This is a genomic window from Pseudomonas sp. LBUM1672, from assembly GCF_059695655.1.
This window is the reverse complement of record NZ_CP166781.1, coordinates 3,221,788-3,238,082: the sequence shown is the minus strand read 5'-3', so window position 1 is coordinate 3,238,082 and position 16,295 is coordinate 3,221,788. Positions and strand designations below refer to the sequence as shown.

The window sequence follows — 16,295 nt, the reverse complement described above, 5'->3', positions numbered from 1 at the left end:
AATTCAGGAGAAAAAAGCTTCTGAGCGTTGTTGCGCAGGCTCCGTGTTTCTGTGCCGTTGCTGCCAAGCTAACTGTGCCTGGACTTCAGCTGCTGCATTTAAAACGCTCTGCGCCCAGCTCTCATCATCCGGACGCACGACCACGACGCGAAAACCGTGATCATAGCCTTCAATCTGCACGCCCTCGGAATCATCGACATGCAAGTCGATATCGAATGCGGGTGGAAACTTCGAAGGGGAGTTCGAAAGCCCATGCGCTGTCAGGGCATGGTTATGCCGAACACTGTTGACCACACCGTCAACGTGGATACCGTGTAGTAATAACCAGCGCCGGATGTAAGATGGTGTCCGACCGGACGACGTGTAGACCCAGATGCTGCATCCCTGTCGGCGTAACTCTCGGGTCAGGTCGCGTGTTCCCCTACGCAATGGTTCGCCGAGCCAACGATGAACAAAAGCCGGCAGCCTGCTGTGCTCGACAGCGCAGTGATGGGCCTGACAGGCCAACGTGTCATCGATATCAAACGAAATACGGATGCGCTGGCGGCTGAACGCGTCCATCGGAATGGAACGCTTGATTGCTTGCCACGCTCGACCGCTGGAAACCCGGCATCTGTCGAGCATCGGATACCTGCTCATCATTCGCCCCCCAGATAGACGGGCACTGGTTTGTCGCTCACAAAAAATTCCTTTGGATCAGGCGCTTGTTCTTCCAGGAAGGCTGCATATTTTTTCTTGATCTTGGGCAATTCGTACAAGGCCTTGACGCCATGTTTGGCGGAGTTGCGGATGACGGATGACGGGTTGAAGTAACCCTCGGCGTTGTCCAGCGTCAGTACGAACGGCGGCAGCCCTGCACGCATGAGCAAGTAACTGACGATTAGCGACCCAGTGCGGTTATTGCCTTCAATGAACAATTGCGGCTTGCTGAGGATCCGTACATAGACACCGGCCGCACGCTTCCAGACAGATTCGCTGCGATACGCACAGTACCAGTTGTACAAGTCCTTTATCCCGCCTTCAACGTTGTTGAAGAAGTGTTCTTCGGTCGCCGCGAGGTGCTGAGCGTACTCCAGACGACGTGCCGGGTCTCGGCCGCAGAGAACGGTGGCATTGATCTCCAGCATCAGGTTCAGTTGCTGAAGATCGAACAGATCGACACCACGGGCGACATAGTCGTCAATCAGCGCATAGCCATCAACCACATTGCGCAGCACTTCGTCAGTCAAGGGATCACGCGGCTCGGTGAAGTGCCTGCTGAGCTCGGCAAAGCGACCCTGCACCTTACGGAGTGCACGCTCGATTGCTGGCAAGTCAAGACGACGCTTTGCGGACATTGGCAATCCTGATTAGAAGTGTGAGAGGTAAAAAGACCGAAGGCATGCCAATGTCGTTTGCCATTGGCTGCTTTCGGTCTTGACCGGACGTTTGTCGATTAGCTGAATTTGCCGCTGATGTAATCGCTCGTCATTTGCTCGCGGGGATTGTCGAATATCTGGGCCGTGGGGCCCATCTCAACCAGATAACCGGTACGCGTACCCTGGGAAATATCCACCGAGAAAAATGCCGTGGTGTCAGCGACACGGATCGCCTGCTGCATGTTGTGAGTCACCAGCGCGATGGTGTAATCCTTCTTCAACTCGACCATCAATTCTTCAACACGACGGGTGGCGATCGGGTCAAGTGCGGAGCACGGCTCATCCAGCAACAGGACTTCCGGTTCGGTGGCGATGGCGCGGGCGATACACAGTCGTTGCTGCTGGCCGCCCGAGAGGGACAGGCCGCTGACCTTGAGTTTGTCCTTGACTTCATCCCACAACGCCGCGCCCTGCAAGGCGTGCTTGACGCGGTCACCCAGGTCGCCCTGATAGCGATTGAGGCGCAGGCCAAACGCAACGTTATCGAAAATGCTCATCGAGAACGGGTTCGGCTGTTGAAACACCATCCCGATATAGCGGCGCACGACCACTGGATCGACGCCCTTGCCATAGACGTCCTGGCCGAGGAAATGCACATGGCCTTCGAAACGAAAGCCTTTCACCAGATCATTCATTCGATTGAGGCTGCGCAGCACCGTACTTTTGCCGCAGCCGGAGGGGCCGATGAATCCGGTGATCTTGTTTTTTTCGATTGGCACATGGCTGTCACGTACCGCCATAAAGTTGCCGTAGAAAATCTTGTCCAGCTTGCAGTCCATGACCACAGGTACCTGGGCCTCGAGCGGGGCGACTTTTTGCGCAGATAATACATTCACACTATGTGCTCCCATTCTTAAAACTTTGGCTTGCCGAAGATTCGGCTGACGATATTCACGATCAGCACGATCATCACCAACACCAGCGAGGCCGCCCATGCGAGCTCAAGCTGATTGTCGAACGGCATGCCGGAGAAGTTGTAGATCAGTACGGCGAGCGATGCGGTCGGATTCATCACCGCCAGGCTGCCGTCGTGGTAGATCCAGTAGTTGCTGAACAGGGCGGTAAACAACAGCGGCGCGGTTTCGCCGGCTGCACGGGCCACCGCCAGCATTACGCCGGTCAGGATCGCCGGCAGGCCGGTCGGCAGTACGATTTTCCAGATGACCTGCGATCGGGTGCAGCCCATGCCATAGGCGGCGTCCTTCATGATCTTGGGCACCATCCTCATCGATTCTTCAGCGGTCAGCACAACGATGGGCAGCATCAGAACTGCCAGCGCCACGCCACCTGCCGGTGCCGAGTAGGTACCCGTGGTCATCACCACCAAGGCGTACGCAAAAACCCCGGCCAAAATCGAAGGCAACCCGGTGAGCATCTTGGCGGCAAAGCGCGCGGCATTGGCCAGCTTGCTCTCCGGCCCCAATTCAGCCAAGAAGATGGCCGCCATGATGCCGACCGGAACCGCGATAGCGGCGGCGATACCGACCATGACGAAGGTGCCTGCCATCGCGTTGCCGAAGCCGCCGCCCGTCTCGAAACCGGTCGGCGGCAGTTCGGTGAATACCTCCAGGCTGAGACGGGCACCACCGCGCGTGATCAGCATGTAGAGCACGGAAATCAGGGGCACGCTGGCCAGCAGGGCGCCAGCCCAGACCAGCGTCGTCAACACCAGGCTGCGCAGGGCGCGGCCTTCAAACTTGCGCTGCAGACTGGGCAACGCGGCCGCAGGGGAAGTGAGGTCAGTCATCATTTAGTACCACGCTGGGCATAGACCATGATCATGGATCCGATGACGTTCACGATCAGGGTGATCAGCATCAGGACCAGTGCCGCATACATCAAGACCTCGATCTCGGTCGGTCCCGCCTCGGGGAAGTTCAGCGCCAACAGGGCGGCCAAGGTATTGGCGGGTGCAAACAGAGAAAGGGAAATGTTGTTCGAGTTGCCTACCAACATGGCCAGGGCCATCGTTTCACCCAAGGCCCGGCCCAGACCCAGCACCAGCGAGCCGAAAATGCCGGTGGCAGCGGAGGGCACCATGACCTTGAGAATCGCTTCCCAGTGGGTGGTGCCCATGCCATAGGCCGCCTGCTTGGTTTTCATCGGAACACCGGTGAGGGCATCCTGCGAAACGGCGGCAATGGTCGGCAGAATCATGATGGCAAGTACCAGCGCGGCAGGTAACAGTCCCGGTCCGCTCAAGGTCGTGCCGAAAAAGGGGATCCAGCCAAGTTCACTGTTCAGCCAATCCGTGAGGGGACGAATGGCCGGGATCACCACGTAGATGCCCCACAGGCCATAAACGACGCTGGGAATGGCCGCGAGCAATTCGACAATGGTGCGAAAAACCGCCGCCAGTTTCGCGGGCAGGAAATCCTGGGTCAGGAAAATCGCCATGCTGACGCCGAAAAAGCCTGCGATCATCAAGGCGATGAAGGCGCTGTAGAGCGTGCCCCAAATGGCCGGCAGAATGCCGTACTTGCCCTGGTTCACGTCCCAAACGGTCCCCAAAAGGACGTCAAAACCGTGTTTCTCCATGCCTGGAAGTGCCTTGCGTCCCACCTCGAACACCAAGGCAAAGACCAGCGCCAGAACGAGAACCACACCGATGCGCGCCAGTGCGCGGAAGGTGCGATCAACCAGAAAATCCTTTGCAGACGGTGGACGGCAGGCGGAATCCGGATTGACCGGTACGACAAATGGCTTGTTCATGGGCTGTTCCGGCGTAGGGGAGAACGCTCTCGGCGAGGCTGGAAGCACACGCCGAGAGGTCTCGCGAGCGTCACTGGATGTTGGCGGAAGCTTTGCGAACCTGATCGACGACCGATTGCGGCAGGGGGATGTAGCCCATCGAATCGGCGATTTTCTGACCTTCAGTCAGGCTGTACTCGACCATTTCACGCATGGCTTTGGCCTTGGCCGGGCTTTCGTTCTGCTTGCGGAAGATCATCCAGGTGTAGGAAGTGATCGGGTAGGACTTGGCGCCATCCGGATCAGGCAGCCAGGCCACCAGGCTTTCAGGCATCTTCACCGCAGCCAGAGCCTCGGCACCGCTCTCGGCATTCGGCACAACGTAGTGACCGGCCTTGTTCTGCAATTGGGCAAAGTCGACCTTGGCCAGCTTGGCGAAGCCGTACTCGATGTAGCCAATGGCGCCCGGGGTCTGGCGTACGGTAGCGGTCACGCCATCGTTTTTAGGCGATTTGATGAATTTGTCGCTGGCTGGCCAGTTGACGGTGTTGCCTTCACCCAACTCCTGCTTGAACGCCGGGTTGATTGCCGCCAAGTGCTTGGTGAACACCGCGGTGGTGCCACTGGAATCTGCACGCACGACAACGGTGATCGGTGTAGCAGGCAGTTTCAGCTCCGGGTTGGCCGCGACGATCTGCGGGTCGTTCCATTGGGTAATCTTGCCCAGGAAGATGTTGGAGTAAACATCGCGTGGCAATTTCAGCCCTTTAGGACTGCCTGGCAGGTTATAGGCCAGGACGATTTCACCCGCTGTCATCGGCAGCAACTGCGCGCCTTCGGCAACCTTGGCGATGTCCTCGTCTTTCATCGCCGAGTCGCTGGCGGCGAAATCGACCGTTTTGTTCAAAAAGTCCTGCACACCTGCACCGCTGCCCTTGGATTGATAATCCACGGTGACGCCAGCGGTTTTCTTGCTGAAATCCTTGAACCAAGTGAGGTAAATCGGAGCCGGAAAACTGGCGCCGGAACCTGTCAGTCGAACGCTTTCAGCAGCGAAAGACACTGAGGTTGCACAAAGAGAAACCGTAATGGCGAGCGCAGCAGACTTCATCAAATTTTTCATCGAAGGAACTCCTTGTGATAGCGGGCTCCGGAACTCTGCAACAATCTTGTTACGCTTTTATGAAAGTCGGATGGCACAAGATCCCGCTGACTGAATTGTCTGCCAGCTCGATATCGCCTTGCACCCGTAGCCGCCGTTGATACGAGCCTGCTTTGAAGCAAAAGTTTTTGTAATTACTTCGTAACCAAGTACGACTAACACTGAGTCAGGCCCTTCCCGACGCGAGTTGCTCCCATGCTATCAACCGAAGACACACTGATACAGCGCATCCGCCGTGAGCTGCTTGATCACAGTGACGAAGAGCTGGAACTGGAATTATCCGAAGACGGCACTGACCCGAATGCTCTGTTCGATGAGCAGGTAGAGGAAGGAAGTGAGAAGGAAGCTCGAAGAGTTTATTTCAGCGAACTATTCCGCCTGCAAGGCGAATTGGTGAAGCTGCAAAGCTGGGTGGTAAAGACCGGTCACAAAGTAGTCATTCTGTTCGAAGGTCGTGATGCCGCGGGCAAAGGTGGTGTCATCAAGCGCATTACCCAACGGCTTAATCCTCGCGTGTGTCGGGTTGCCGCGTTGCCTGCACCCAATGACCGCGAACGTACTCAGTGGTACTTCCAGCGCTACGTCTCACACCTGCCGGCAGCGGGTGAGATCGTGCTCTTCGACCGTAGTTGGTACAATCGCGCAGGCGTCGAACAGGTGATGGGTTTTTGCAACGCCGATCAGTACGAAGAGTTCTTCCGCACTGTGCCAGAGTTCGAAAGAATGCTTGCACGCTCCGGCATTCAGCTAATCAAATATTGGTTCTCCATTTCCGACCAGGAACAGCACCTGCGCTTTCTCAGTCGCATTCACGACCCGCTCAAGCAGTGGAAACTCAGCCCCATGGATCTGGAGTCCCGTCGGCGCTGGGAAGCCTATACCAAGGCCAAGGAAGTGATGCTGGAACGCACCCACATCGCCGAAGCGCCATGGTGGGTGGTGCAAGCCGATGATAAGAAGAAAGCAAGACTTAACTGCATCCACCACCTGCTCGGGCAGATGCCCTATGAAGAAGTAGAGTTACCGGTGATCGAACTACCGCAACGCGTAAGACAGGAGGATTACTCCCGCAGTCCGACGCCACGGGAACTCATCGTTCCTCAAGTCTATTAAAGAGAGGCTGGAGCGGGGCGCCCTTCGATTGGAGAGCGGCATTCGAAGCCGGATAGCCTGAACGACCGCCTCGCAAGCCTTCTAATTGCGGTGAAATCGGGGCACAGTGCCCCGGCATTTATAAGTCAGAAGCGAACGTGGCGTCCCCCTGTAACTGATGAGCGTCAGCGGTCGTCTGGCGACCCACCTTGAACCATGCGGCGTACAATGCAGGGACGAAGAAAATCGTTAGCAGCGTCGCCACCGTAAGACCGCCCATGATCGCAATTGCCATCGGCCCCCAAAACACACTGCGCGTCAGCGGGATCATTGCAAGTACGGTCGCCAGCGCCGTCAGCATCACCGGACGGGCCCGGTGAATGGCGGCATCCAGCACAGCATTCCACGGGTCGCGCCCTTCAGTGATTTCGATCTGCACTTGATCGATCAGGATCACTGCGTTGCGCATGATCATGCCACCCAGTGCGATGATGCCCAGGATCGCAACGAAGCCCAGCGGCGACTGGAACACCAACAGCGCCGGCACCACACCGATCAGGCCCAGCGGGGCGGTGAGCACTACCATCCACATGCGGGAGAAATTCTGCAGTTGCAGCATGAGCAACAGCAGGATGGTGATCAGCATCAGCGGGGCCACCGCGAGCAGCGCCTTGTTGGCCTTGTCACTTTCCTCAACGGCTCCGCCCGTGTCGATGCGGTAGCCCGAGGGCAGCTTCGCTTCGATGTCCTTGAGCAACGGTTGGATCTCCTGAGTCACCGAAACACCTTGTTCGCCATCCTTCACATCGGCACGCACCGTGATTGCCATATCCCGGTTGCGCCGCCACAGCACTGGCTCTTCCAGCTCAGAGCGCACTTGTGCGACTTGCGACAGTGGCACAACAGTTCCCTGGCGAGTGTAGAGGTTGATGTCTTTCAGTGTGTCGAGGCTCAAGCGCTCAGCGGGCACGGCACGGGCGACGATGTCGATCAGTTCCTCGTGCTCACGCAGTTGCGACAAGGTTGCGCCATTCATCACGGTTTGGGTCGCCAGTGACACGTCGGCCGGCGTGAGACCGAGCGCGCTCGCCTTGTCCTGATCAAGCTCGACCTTCAGCGTGCGCACCGGGTCGTTCCAGTCGAGCTGGAGATCGCGCACCTTCGGGTTGGACGCAATCACGTTCTCCACCTCGCGGGCGATCTGCCGCACCTTCTGGGTATCAGGCCCGACGACGCGGAACTGCACCGGGTAGCCGACAGGTGGCCCCAATTCGAGCCGGGTCACACGTACCCACGCCTGTGGGAATTGTTGGTCAGCCGAGGCCACCAGCCGCGCACGTACCCGCTCGCGTGCATCCAGGTCCTTGGTCATCACAACGAACTGGGCAAATCCCGGATTCGGCAGCTCGGGGTTGAGCGAGAGATAGAAGCGCGGTGCGCCGGCGCCGGTGTAGGCGGTATAGAAACGCACGTCCTCGTCCTTCGCCAGGATCTCCTCCATGTGCTTGACCTGCTCGGTCGTCGCGGCGAACGAGGAACCCTCCTTGACGCGCAGGTCTATGACCAGTTCAGGGCGCGAACTGTTGGGGAAGAATTGCTGCGGCACCAGCTTGATACAGGCCAGAGCAAGTACCAGAGCGGCAACCGTCGCACCGATGACCACCCAGCGACGCTCGATGGCGGTGTCGATCAGGCGGCGCAGGCTGCGGTAAAACTTCGTGTCGTGTGGATCACCGTGCTGGTGGGTGCCCAAGTCGTTGGGCAGCATCTTGACCGCCAGGTACGGTGTGAAGATGCCGGAACAGATCCACGAGAACAGCACCGCGGCGCCAACGATCCAGAAAATGCCACCCGCGTACTCGCCGGTGGTGGATTTCGAGAGGCCGATCGGCAGGAAGCCCACGACCGTGATGAGTGCGCCGGTCAGGCGCGGCATGGCGGTGGACTGATAGGAGAAGGCGGCCGCCTTCACGCGGTCCATGCCGGTTTCCATCTTCGCCACCATCATCTCGATGGCGATGATGGCGTCATCCACCAAAAGTCCCAACGCGATAATCAATGAGCCGAGCGAGATGCGCTCGAGATTCCAGCCCATCGCCAGCATCACCAGCGCCACGCCGCCCAGCACCAGCGGCACCGTGGCCGCGACCACGAGGCCGGCGCGCCAGCCCAGGCTGGCCAGGCTCACCGCGATCACGATGATCAACGCCTCGGCCAGCGCGCGTCCGAAGTCCAGGATTGCATCCTTCACCGTGGTCGGCTGGTCGGCCACGAGTTCCAGTTCCACGCCATGCGGGAGCTCCGACTGGATCTTGGCGACGGCCGTGTCCATCTCTTTGCCAAGGTCCACGATGTTGCCGTCGCTGGTCATCGTGATGCCGAGCATCAGCACGGGCCGGCCGTTGTGGCGGACCGTGTAGGTGGGCGGATCTTCGAACCCACGTGTAACGGTCGCAATGTCGCCGAGCTTGATCTGCCGGCCGCTCGCAGAGATGGGCACGTTGCGGATCGCCTCTTCGCTGGCGAACTGGCCGCTCACGCGTACCATGACGCGGTCGCCGCGGGTGTCGATCTGGCCCGCCGGCACCATGGCGTTCTGGCTCTTGAGGCTTTCGGCGATGGCCAGCGGTGTGATGCCCAGCGCGGCCAGGCGCTCGTGCGAGAACTCGACGTAGACACGCTCGGCCTGCTTGCCGATGAGATCGATCTTCTTGACCATCGGCACTTTCAGCATCTGGCGCTTGATATCCTCGGCCACGTGCGACAGGTCGGCCTGACCGACGCCGTCGCCCTTGATAGCGTACATCAGGCCATACACGTCGCCGTACTCGTCGTTCAGGATCGGGCCGATCACGCCGTCAGGCATCTCGAGGCTCAGGTCGTTGAGTTTCTTGCGCGCCTGGTACCAGGCTTCGCGCTGGTCAGCCTTGGAAGTGCCGCCGCGTACGGTGAGCGTCATGCCTGCGTAGCCTTGCCGCGCGTAGGTGACCACCTTCTCGAAGTTGTCGATCTGCTCGAATTTCTTCTCCATGCGATTTAGGACCTGGTCCTGCAACTGCTGGGCAGTGGCGCCCGGCCAGATGACCATGGCGGTCATGGACGGCACGGAAAAGTTCGGATCCTCGAACTGGCCGAGCCGGGTGAAGCTGAAGGCGCCAGCCACCGCGACAATGAGGAGCATGAACAGAACGATGGCGCGGTGGCGCAGCGCCCAGTCGGTGAGGTTGAAGTTGTTCATCGGGCGGCCTGCTGCGTGGTATTGGCGTCAACGATCGCCGCACCGGGGAGCGCGACCCTCAGTCCGGAAGTCATCTTCTGGACGCCGGCGGTGATGACCAATACGCCTGCTTGCGGCCCGGAGACGAGTACCTCGTCATTGCGGTAACCCCAAACTGCCACACGCTCCAGATCGACGATGCCTACCGGATCCTTGCCCGTGAGCGTGACCACCCATAGCGCCGGCTGACCGCCGATCTGCGTCAATGCCGTGGCTGGTACTGCCGCCACAGAGACACTTGTCATGACTCGCTCGGCCATCACCGTGGCGGTGGCGCCCAGCGGCAGCGCCTGCAACGGCTTGAGCCGCGCGCGATAGGTGCGCGTCTGTGCTGCAGCCTGTGGCGACAGCTCACGCAACGTGACATCGAAGATCTCGTTCGGCGCACTGGCCAGCGAGGCCTTGAAACGCGCGTCCTTGAAGACGGCCAGTTGATTCTCGGGCACATCGATGACGATCTCGGATTCATCCGGATTCGCAATCGAGACAACGGATTGACCCTCCGCCACGACTTGGCCGGCCTCAAAGCGCAACGCTGTGACGACACCGCTGCGCGAGGCGCGCAATACGGTGTACTTGAGCCGGTTGCGCGCAAGTTCGAGCTTGCGTGCCTCGGCCTCGGCAGTCGCATGCGCCGTTTGGGCATTGGTCTGCGCGCGCTCTTCGTCGGCTGCACTGACCGAGCCGTCAGCCTTCAGTGCGGTCAGGCGCTGGCGGTCCGAGTCGGCCTGGCGCGTCTGCTCGACGGCAACCGTCCACTGTTGTCGCGACGCTTCTTCGGCGAGCCGGTAGTCACTGTCATCCAGCACAGCCAAGATGTCGCCTTCACGCACAAACTGGCCTACATCGACCTTGCGCTGAGCTACCTTGCCGCCCACGCGGAAGGCCTGGTCGACTTCATGTCGCGACTGTACGGTGCCCACATAGCGACTGATGTCGCGGGCATTGTCGTAGCTGATTGCAGCGGTGCGCACCGGTCGTGGCGCCTGCACGGTGGGCTGGTCGGGGCTACACGCAGACAGCATGACGGCGACGGCCAAGGCGCCGGCCGCAGTAAGGGAATTCTTCAAGACGGTTCCTCTTTGGAAAACGACAGATACTTAGGAAAGTGGTGGCCGGTCGGCTTTGGCGGATGCGGTTGAGTTGGCGGGTTGTTCGAACACCTGCCAGCCCCCGCCCAGTGCCTTGTAGAGCTGCACGCTGTCGAGCAGCAGGCGGGTGTTGCTTTCGTTGGAATTCAGGCGTGCCGCCAGGCGCGCCCGTTGCGAATCCAGCAGTGGCAACAGGTCGATTTGCCCGCGGTTATAGAGCGACTGGGCGCGGTTCTGCGCAGCCTCCGCGGACGCGGCGGCCAATTGCAGCGACCCGGAGCGGCGGCGTTCCTGCGCAAGCGTGACAAGGGCGTTTTCCACATCCTCGAGCGCCCGTACGATGCCGTCCTCGGCGCGCAGCAGCGCCTCTTTTTGAGCACTTTCGGCCGCATCGTTGATTGCTTGCGTGCGCCCGGCGTTAAAGAGCGGCATCGCCAGCAAACCCGCCACGTTAGTGAAGCGTGCAACGCCGAGATCGGCGCCGTTCAGGCTCAAGCCCTGGCGGCCGAAGGAGGCGTCGAGGAACAGCCGCGGAAACCACTCGGCCGCGGCCTGCTTGCGGCGCGCATTGGCTGCATCGAGCTGCGCCATCAACGCGAGCACGTCAGGTCGACGTTGCAGCAGCTCTGCGGGCTGGCCTGGCTTGGCCTCGGGCACCACTGCCACATCGCTGATCGAAGACTGGATGTTCGCGGTATTGAAGGACTGGTCTGCAATCAGCACTGCAATACGATGGCGCGACACAGCCACCTGTGTTTCCAGCGGCGGAATCTGCGCCCGCGCCGACAAGGCGTCGGTCTGCGCGCGTTCGACGTCGAAGGCCGAGGCCAGCCCCGCCTGCTGGCGAGCGACAACCAGACGCAGCGTCTCGTCCTGCATCGCTGAGATGGCGCGCAGTGTCGCGACCTGGCGTTGCGCGCCGAGCAGTGTGAAGTAATTGCTGACGACGTCGCTCATCACCAGCAGGCGTACGCCGCGCATGCTGTGCTCCGCGGCCATCGCATCGGCGTCAGCCGCCGCTGCGCCGGCGCGCAAGCGGCCGCTCAGGTCGAGCTCCCACGAGACGTCCAGGCCCGCACTGGTGGTCTTGGTATCCGGATAACCCTGTTTCGTGGCCGAGCTGTAGCCGCTGCTGCGATCGCTGCCGGAGGCGGATGCGCCGACACTCGGGAACAGCCATGAACGGCTGACCGTTTCGCCAGCACGCGCGGCGTGCAGGCGCTCGGCGGCAATCTTGACGTCGCGATTCTCGCGCGCGGCTCGGCGCACCAGATCCGTCAGCACCGGGTCGTGGTAAACCTCCCACCATGCCGCCTCGGGTTCCATTTCGGAGGCCGTGCTCGCGGAGAAGTTGCTCGGCAGGTCTACCGACGGCGCGAGCACCTCCGTGGAGCAACCGGTCAGGATCAGGGCGATGGACGCGGCGAGCGCCGCACCCTTTACGACACCGATTATGCGTTCGGCATGTTGCAGGGGCGTCTGCCCGGTGTTGCGGGTCAACAGGTGGAAGTTCGGAAGTCGCGGCATCGGATTAGGCTCGTGCAAATTCGAGGTGGCATCAGCGTAGGGCCCGGTGTGCGCGAAGTCGTCAGCGAAGGGTCGCCGTTCGGTCGCCATATCGAGCACTCGTTCGTGGTGGAGGCGTCACTCGCCGCCGGTATCTGCCGTGTGCTCGCCGGCTGTCAACGCGAGGTCCGAGGCAATCGACTCCAACAGCTCTTCGGCGGACGAAAACTCGCGCTGTCGTCCGGTGACCAGGTTTTCGAGGCGGCCCACCAGGGCCCCCGGCGCGGCGTCGCTGCGCAGCTTCACTACGTAAGAGCGGCGGCTCGGGTACTTGGATTCAGGGTTCAGGATCATCGCAGACCAGGGGGCAGGAAAGTTCGACGACAGCGTAAGCGGCCCTCTGGGGCGAGTCGTAAGCGAAAGGTCAGACTTCGGTCGGGACAGTGATCCTTACTGCAGAGCAATCGCGTCGCTTCACGCCGGCCTGGCAGCGTGAATCAGCGAGCGCGCACGTTTCGCCAGCTCGGTTCCGTCAGTTTCCGGCGACTGGTCAACCAGCGTCGCCAATGCCAGATGGTCCTCGGCCGTAGCGTCAGGGTGCTCGCACAGTTCGACCAGCGCTTGAAGCTCCAGCCACGGTGCTTCCTGGGCGCGAGCTTCATCAACCGCGCGCCGCACCGTAGCGATGCTGGCGTCGGGCTGACCCTGTGCTCGCGCGATCGCTGCCTCCAGCAGCAATAGCTGCGGCAGGTAGACGCGCTCGCCCAGTTCCTCGCCCACCCGAAATGCTTCCTGCAACTCGACTTGCGCTGCATTGCAATCACCTGCGAGCAGTAGCGCCTCGGTGGCGTAGCCGAGTATCTCGCTGGCACCGGAGCGCATTCCAAGCCCGGTGTGTTCTTCATAGGCCTCACGGATGCGACGGTAGCCGTCGCGCGGTGCACCGTTGCGCGCGTCGGCCCAGCCGCGCCACCAGCGGCAAGCCGTTCGCCCGAGTGCGAGCGAAAATTCATCGACCAGCGCCTGCATGTCGTCGGCCAGCGCAGCCACACGCATGTGGTTTCCCATCCGCACCTCGATCAACACCTCCTGCCAGGCGGCGACCAGCCAGGTCATGGGTTGGCGCAACGCCTGCGCGCGTGCCCGCGCCTGCTGCAGGTGGATTCGGGCTTGCTTAACCAGACCCGAACGCACGAGTTCTATAGCCAGCATGCCGTGCAGCATGACCTGAGGATCAGCCGCAAAAACTTCGTTCGTCCCGATGTCCAGCGGTTCGGCGATCGCGAGGGCGCGTTCCAGCCAGCGGCGAGTCGTTTTTGTGCGTCCCTGGAGGTGATGCACCTCGCCCTGGACGATGCACGCCGCCAGCATGAGCTCTTGATCATTTGCGTCGCAGGAGAGGGCTTCGGCACGCTCCGCCACTTCGAGCGCCAACGCATAGTCGCCGCGCAGACCAAGCAGATAGCCGAATCCGTGCAGCAGGCGACCACGCATGGGGTGCTCAGGTACATCCGTCAGCAGCCTGTAGGCACGTTCGAAGGCGCCTTTTGCTTCGCTGCCGACACCGAACATGTGGAAAGCCGAAACACCCTGCAGCGTAGCCAGGGTAATTTCGAGGGCATTGCGCTCCGTCCCTTCGGGAGCCTGCATCAACAGAACCAAGGCGCGCTCAGTGAGGCCAATGCACAAGTCCGGGCTGAAGTGCAGTAGCGCGGCTTCTGCTGCCTCGGCGTAGTAACGCAGCGCAATCAGCGGCTGCCGAGCGCGGTCGAAGTGCATCGCCAGCTCCGGGGCAGCAACCGGCACGCCGGCCGTGCGCTCGCGTTCGAGGGCAGCGCCAACCTGGCGGTGGAGTTGGGTGCGCAATGAGCGCGGCGTGCGGTCGTACAGCACTTGGCGGAAGAGCGCATGTCGGAAGGAGTGGGGTAGCTCTTCCGTCTCTTCAACTTCTGTGGCCCGCGACCGTATGAGCCATACCTGTTCGCGTATCAGCTCTTCACAGGCGTGGGCCACCGAAGCGAGGTCGCGCTCGAGGGCCAGTGAAACCGTCTCGATGCGGAATTCGACCCCGCACACCGCTGCGGCCGAGAGGAGGGTAAGTTGCTCCGGACCCAGTCTGGCGATGTAGTGATCAATGATGGCTGCGAGATTTTCGGGAACCGCCAGATCCTTAAGTCGAGCCTCGATGGTGGCTTTGTCGTCCTTTGGGTCCATCACTTCAATGGTGATTGACGAAACGAACAATGGCACACCGTCAGTGCGCTCGTGCAGGGCGCGCACGAAGGCTTCATCGCACGCCAGCGAGGCCGAACGCAGCGCCACATAGTCAGCGACCTCGGTTTCCGAGAACGGATCGAGCACCACTTCCTCGCACAGACGTTGCAGACGCAGTTCGTGGCGCAATGAGCTGAGGGGATGATCGAGTGCAACCACCTCGGCCAGGCGGAAGCTCGACAGCCACATCAGCCGCGTGCCGCCACGTCGCCGCGCCACATAGTTGATGAGCTGGACTGTCGCCCGATCGCTCCAGTGCAGGTCTTCGGTTACCAACATCAGCGGGCGCTGCTCTGTGTAGCGGTCCAGCAATTCGCCCATTTCCCTCAGCATGCGATCCGGGCCGACGCCGGCGAGCTCACGCCGCAACGCGTCTTTCTCCTGCGCGGTACTCAGCCACGGGAGTTGCAACAGCCAGGTCGGTGCCACGGCACGCATCAGGGCCGGCAGGGTAGGGTCGTTGCGGCACAGATCGGCTAAGGCCTCCAGCACCGGTAGATACGGCTCGCCGGCGCCGTAGTGCTCCACGCAATGGCCGCGTGCGCAGGCGATGTCGCCAAGGCCAGTGAGGAAATGTTCGATCAACGTGGTCTTGCCGATCCCCGGCTCGCCGGCGAGCCAAACCACGGCGCGCTGGCCGCCATTCGCCCGCTCCCAGGCCCTTTGCAACCTCGCAACCTCGTCAGTGCGACCGATGAATGACGGTGACGAAGGTGTGCCGGCCGCTGTAACCGTCGCGGATGCAGGCGGCGGCAAAAGTGCGGAGGAGGGTGGGGCGATGAAGCGATAGCCGCGCCGCGACACCGTCTCAATGAAACGAGGATGCCTGGGGTCGTCGCCCAGCACCTTGCGCAGATCGCTGATGGCCGTTTTCAGGACCGAATCGCTGACGAACCGATGCCCCCACACGGCATCAAGCAAGGCATCCTTGGTCACCAGCGACCCTGGCTGGCGTGCCAGCACGCATAACAACGTGAAAGGCGTTGGTGCAACTGCAACGGGTTCCCCATTACGCAACAAGCAGGCGTTGGACTCGTCGAGCTCGAATTCGAAGCAGCAGAGCAAGACTGGATCTGGGTGGGGCTGCGGACGTGCCACGGTTGATTCCTAAAGACTAAAACAGGGTTGTGCGCCGCGAAGCTTCACAGGGGGGTCGATGCTGAAAACCGGTGTGCCCGACTTCCCTATCGACCAGCCATTTGAATCAACGGCTCTCCAACCTCGGCAGTCTTGAGCCATTACTCCAATGACAACGCTGATCGGTGCTGAAGCCAAGCGTCGCCGGTCGGAAACTGGCACACGCGCATACTCGGTTCACGCCGCGCAATTCGGCTCGCCCCTTGGCCCCGTCGCGGCTTGAGCATGATCCCAAAAATCAATGACAAAAACATCAAAATTGAAAAATATCTCAATATTGAATACCTTGACCTCGCCTGACGATGAGACCTCGCGTCTCACGACTTCAATCACAACAAGGGCCCGAGATGAACAACAACAAGAAAGTTTGCGAATTGCCTCCCGCCGCCGTCGACGTGCTGGTTAAAGGGGCTGTGCTTTTGCGTTGTTTCCCTCGAAAAAAATCGCAACTGCACACTGACGGAGTTTTCAAAATTAAATATATTCAGATGTTCGACTTTAAGTTTGGCGATCTGTTTGGGACGCATTGCAAGCTGCTAGCAAATACATAAAATACAAACGCAAATTAAAAGAGGGGTTTTGAGGTATGCCAGATCATGTCTTGAGGTGTCATTGAGCGAGTCCAGATAATCAAATACAAATCAAGA

Annotated in this window: 12 protein-coding genes; 1 reads left to right on the top strand and 11 read right to left on the bottom strand. The window is 60.5% G+C overall.

Annotation, left to right across the window (positions count from 1 at the left end):
• Nucleotides 1–3 precede the first annotated feature (3 nt).
• The 6 genes from ACA053_RS14695 to pstS form a co-directional block, all read right to left on the bottom strand.
• Nucleotides 4–639: a hypothetical protein gene (locus ACA053_RS14695; protein WP_497311553.1), complete on the bottom strand. Its 636-nt coding sequence runs from the start codon at nt 637–639 to the stop codon at nt 4–6.
• Nucleotides 639–1,337: a hypothetical protein gene (locus ACA053_RS14690; RefSeq protein WP_497302942.1), complete on the bottom strand. Its 699-nt coding sequence runs from the start codon at nt 1,335–1,337 to the stop codon at nt 639–641. The genes ACA053_RS14695 and ACA053_RS14690 overlap by 1 nt, the downstream gene beginning before the upstream one ends.
• A gap of 98 nt (nt 1,338–1,435) precedes the next feature.
• Nucleotides 1,436–2,269, bottom strand: coding sequence for a phosphate ABC transporter ATP-binding protein PstB (gene pstB / locus ACA053_RS14685; protein ID WP_497311552.1), 834 nt, complete (start codon nt 2,267–2,269; stop codon nt 1,436–1,438).
• Between the two features lie 2 nt (nt 2,270–2,271).
• The gene (gene pstA / locus ACA053_RS14680; protein WP_497299277.1) at nt 2,272–3,165 is read right to left on the bottom strand and encodes a phosphate ABC transporter permease PstA; all 894 of its coding nucleotides are present in this window, start codon (nt 3,163–3,165) and stop codon (nt 2,272–2,274) included.
• Nucleotides 3,165–4,130 carry a phosphate ABC transporter permease subunit PstC gene (gene pstC, locus ACA053_RS14675; protein ID WP_090454569.1) on the bottom strand — a complete coding sequence of 322 codons (966 nt, stop codon included), beginning with the start codon at nt 4,128–4,130 and terminating at the stop codon, nt 3,165–3,167. Before pstC ends, pstA begins: the two co-directional genes overlap by 1 nt.
• A gap of 70 nt (nt 4,131–4,200) precedes the next feature.
• Nucleotides 4,201–5,232: a phosphate ABC transporter substrate-binding protein PstS gene (gene pstS, locus ACA053_RS14670; protein ID WP_407011532.1), complete on the bottom strand. Its 1,032-nt coding sequence runs from the start codon at nt 5,230–5,232 to the stop codon at nt 4,201–4,203.
• Between the two features lie 234 nt (nt 5,233–5,466).
• Between pstS and ppk2 the strand changes: the two genes are divergently transcribed.
• On the top strand, nt 5,467–6,384 hold the full coding sequence (ppk2, locus tag ACA053_RS14665) for a polyphosphate kinase 2 (RefSeq protein ID WP_497392894.1): 918 nt from the start codon (nt 5,467–5,469) through the stop codon (nt 6,382–6,384).
• A 118-nt stretch (nt 6,385–6,502) separates the two neighbouring features.
• Here the strand turns inward: ppk2 and ACA053_RS14660 are convergent, their stop codons facing one another.
• From ACA053_RS14660 to ACA053_RS14640, 5 genes are all read right to left on the bottom strand, one after another.
• On the bottom strand, nt 6,503–9,601 hold the full coding sequence (locus ACA053_RS14660) for an efflux RND transporter permease subunit (RefSeq protein WP_497396102.1): 3,099 nt from the start codon (nt 9,599–9,601) through the stop codon (nt 6,503–6,505).
• On the bottom strand, nt 9,598–10,710 hold the full coding sequence (locus ACA053_RS14655) for an efflux RND transporter periplasmic adaptor subunit (RefSeq protein ID WP_497396100.1): 1,113 nt from the start codon (nt 10,708–10,710) through the stop codon (nt 9,598–9,600). The genes ACA053_RS14660 and ACA053_RS14655 overlap by 4 nt, the downstream gene beginning before the upstream one ends.
• 30 nt (nt 10,711–10,740) lie before the next feature.
• Nucleotides 10,741–12,258 carry an efflux transporter outer membrane subunit gene (locus tag ACA053_RS14650; protein WP_497318248.1) on the bottom strand — a complete coding sequence of 506 codons (1,518 nt, stop codon included), beginning with the start codon at nt 12,256–12,258 and terminating at the stop codon, nt 10,741–10,743.
• A gap of 117 nt (nt 12,259–12,375) precedes the next feature.
• Complete coding sequence (locus ACA053_RS14645) at nt 12,376–12,591, bottom strand: hypothetical protein (RefSeq protein WP_497311548.1); 216 nt, start codon at nt 12,589–12,591, stop codon at nt 12,376–12,378.
• A gap of 120 nt (nt 12,592–12,711) precedes the next feature.
• The gene (locus tag ACA053_RS14640; RefSeq protein WP_497396098.1) at nt 12,712–15,609 is read right to left on the bottom strand and encodes an ATP-binding protein; all 2,898 of its coding nucleotides are present in this window, start codon (nt 15,607–15,609) and stop codon (nt 12,712–12,714) included.
• Nucleotides 15,610–16,295: the final 686 nt, after the last annotated feature.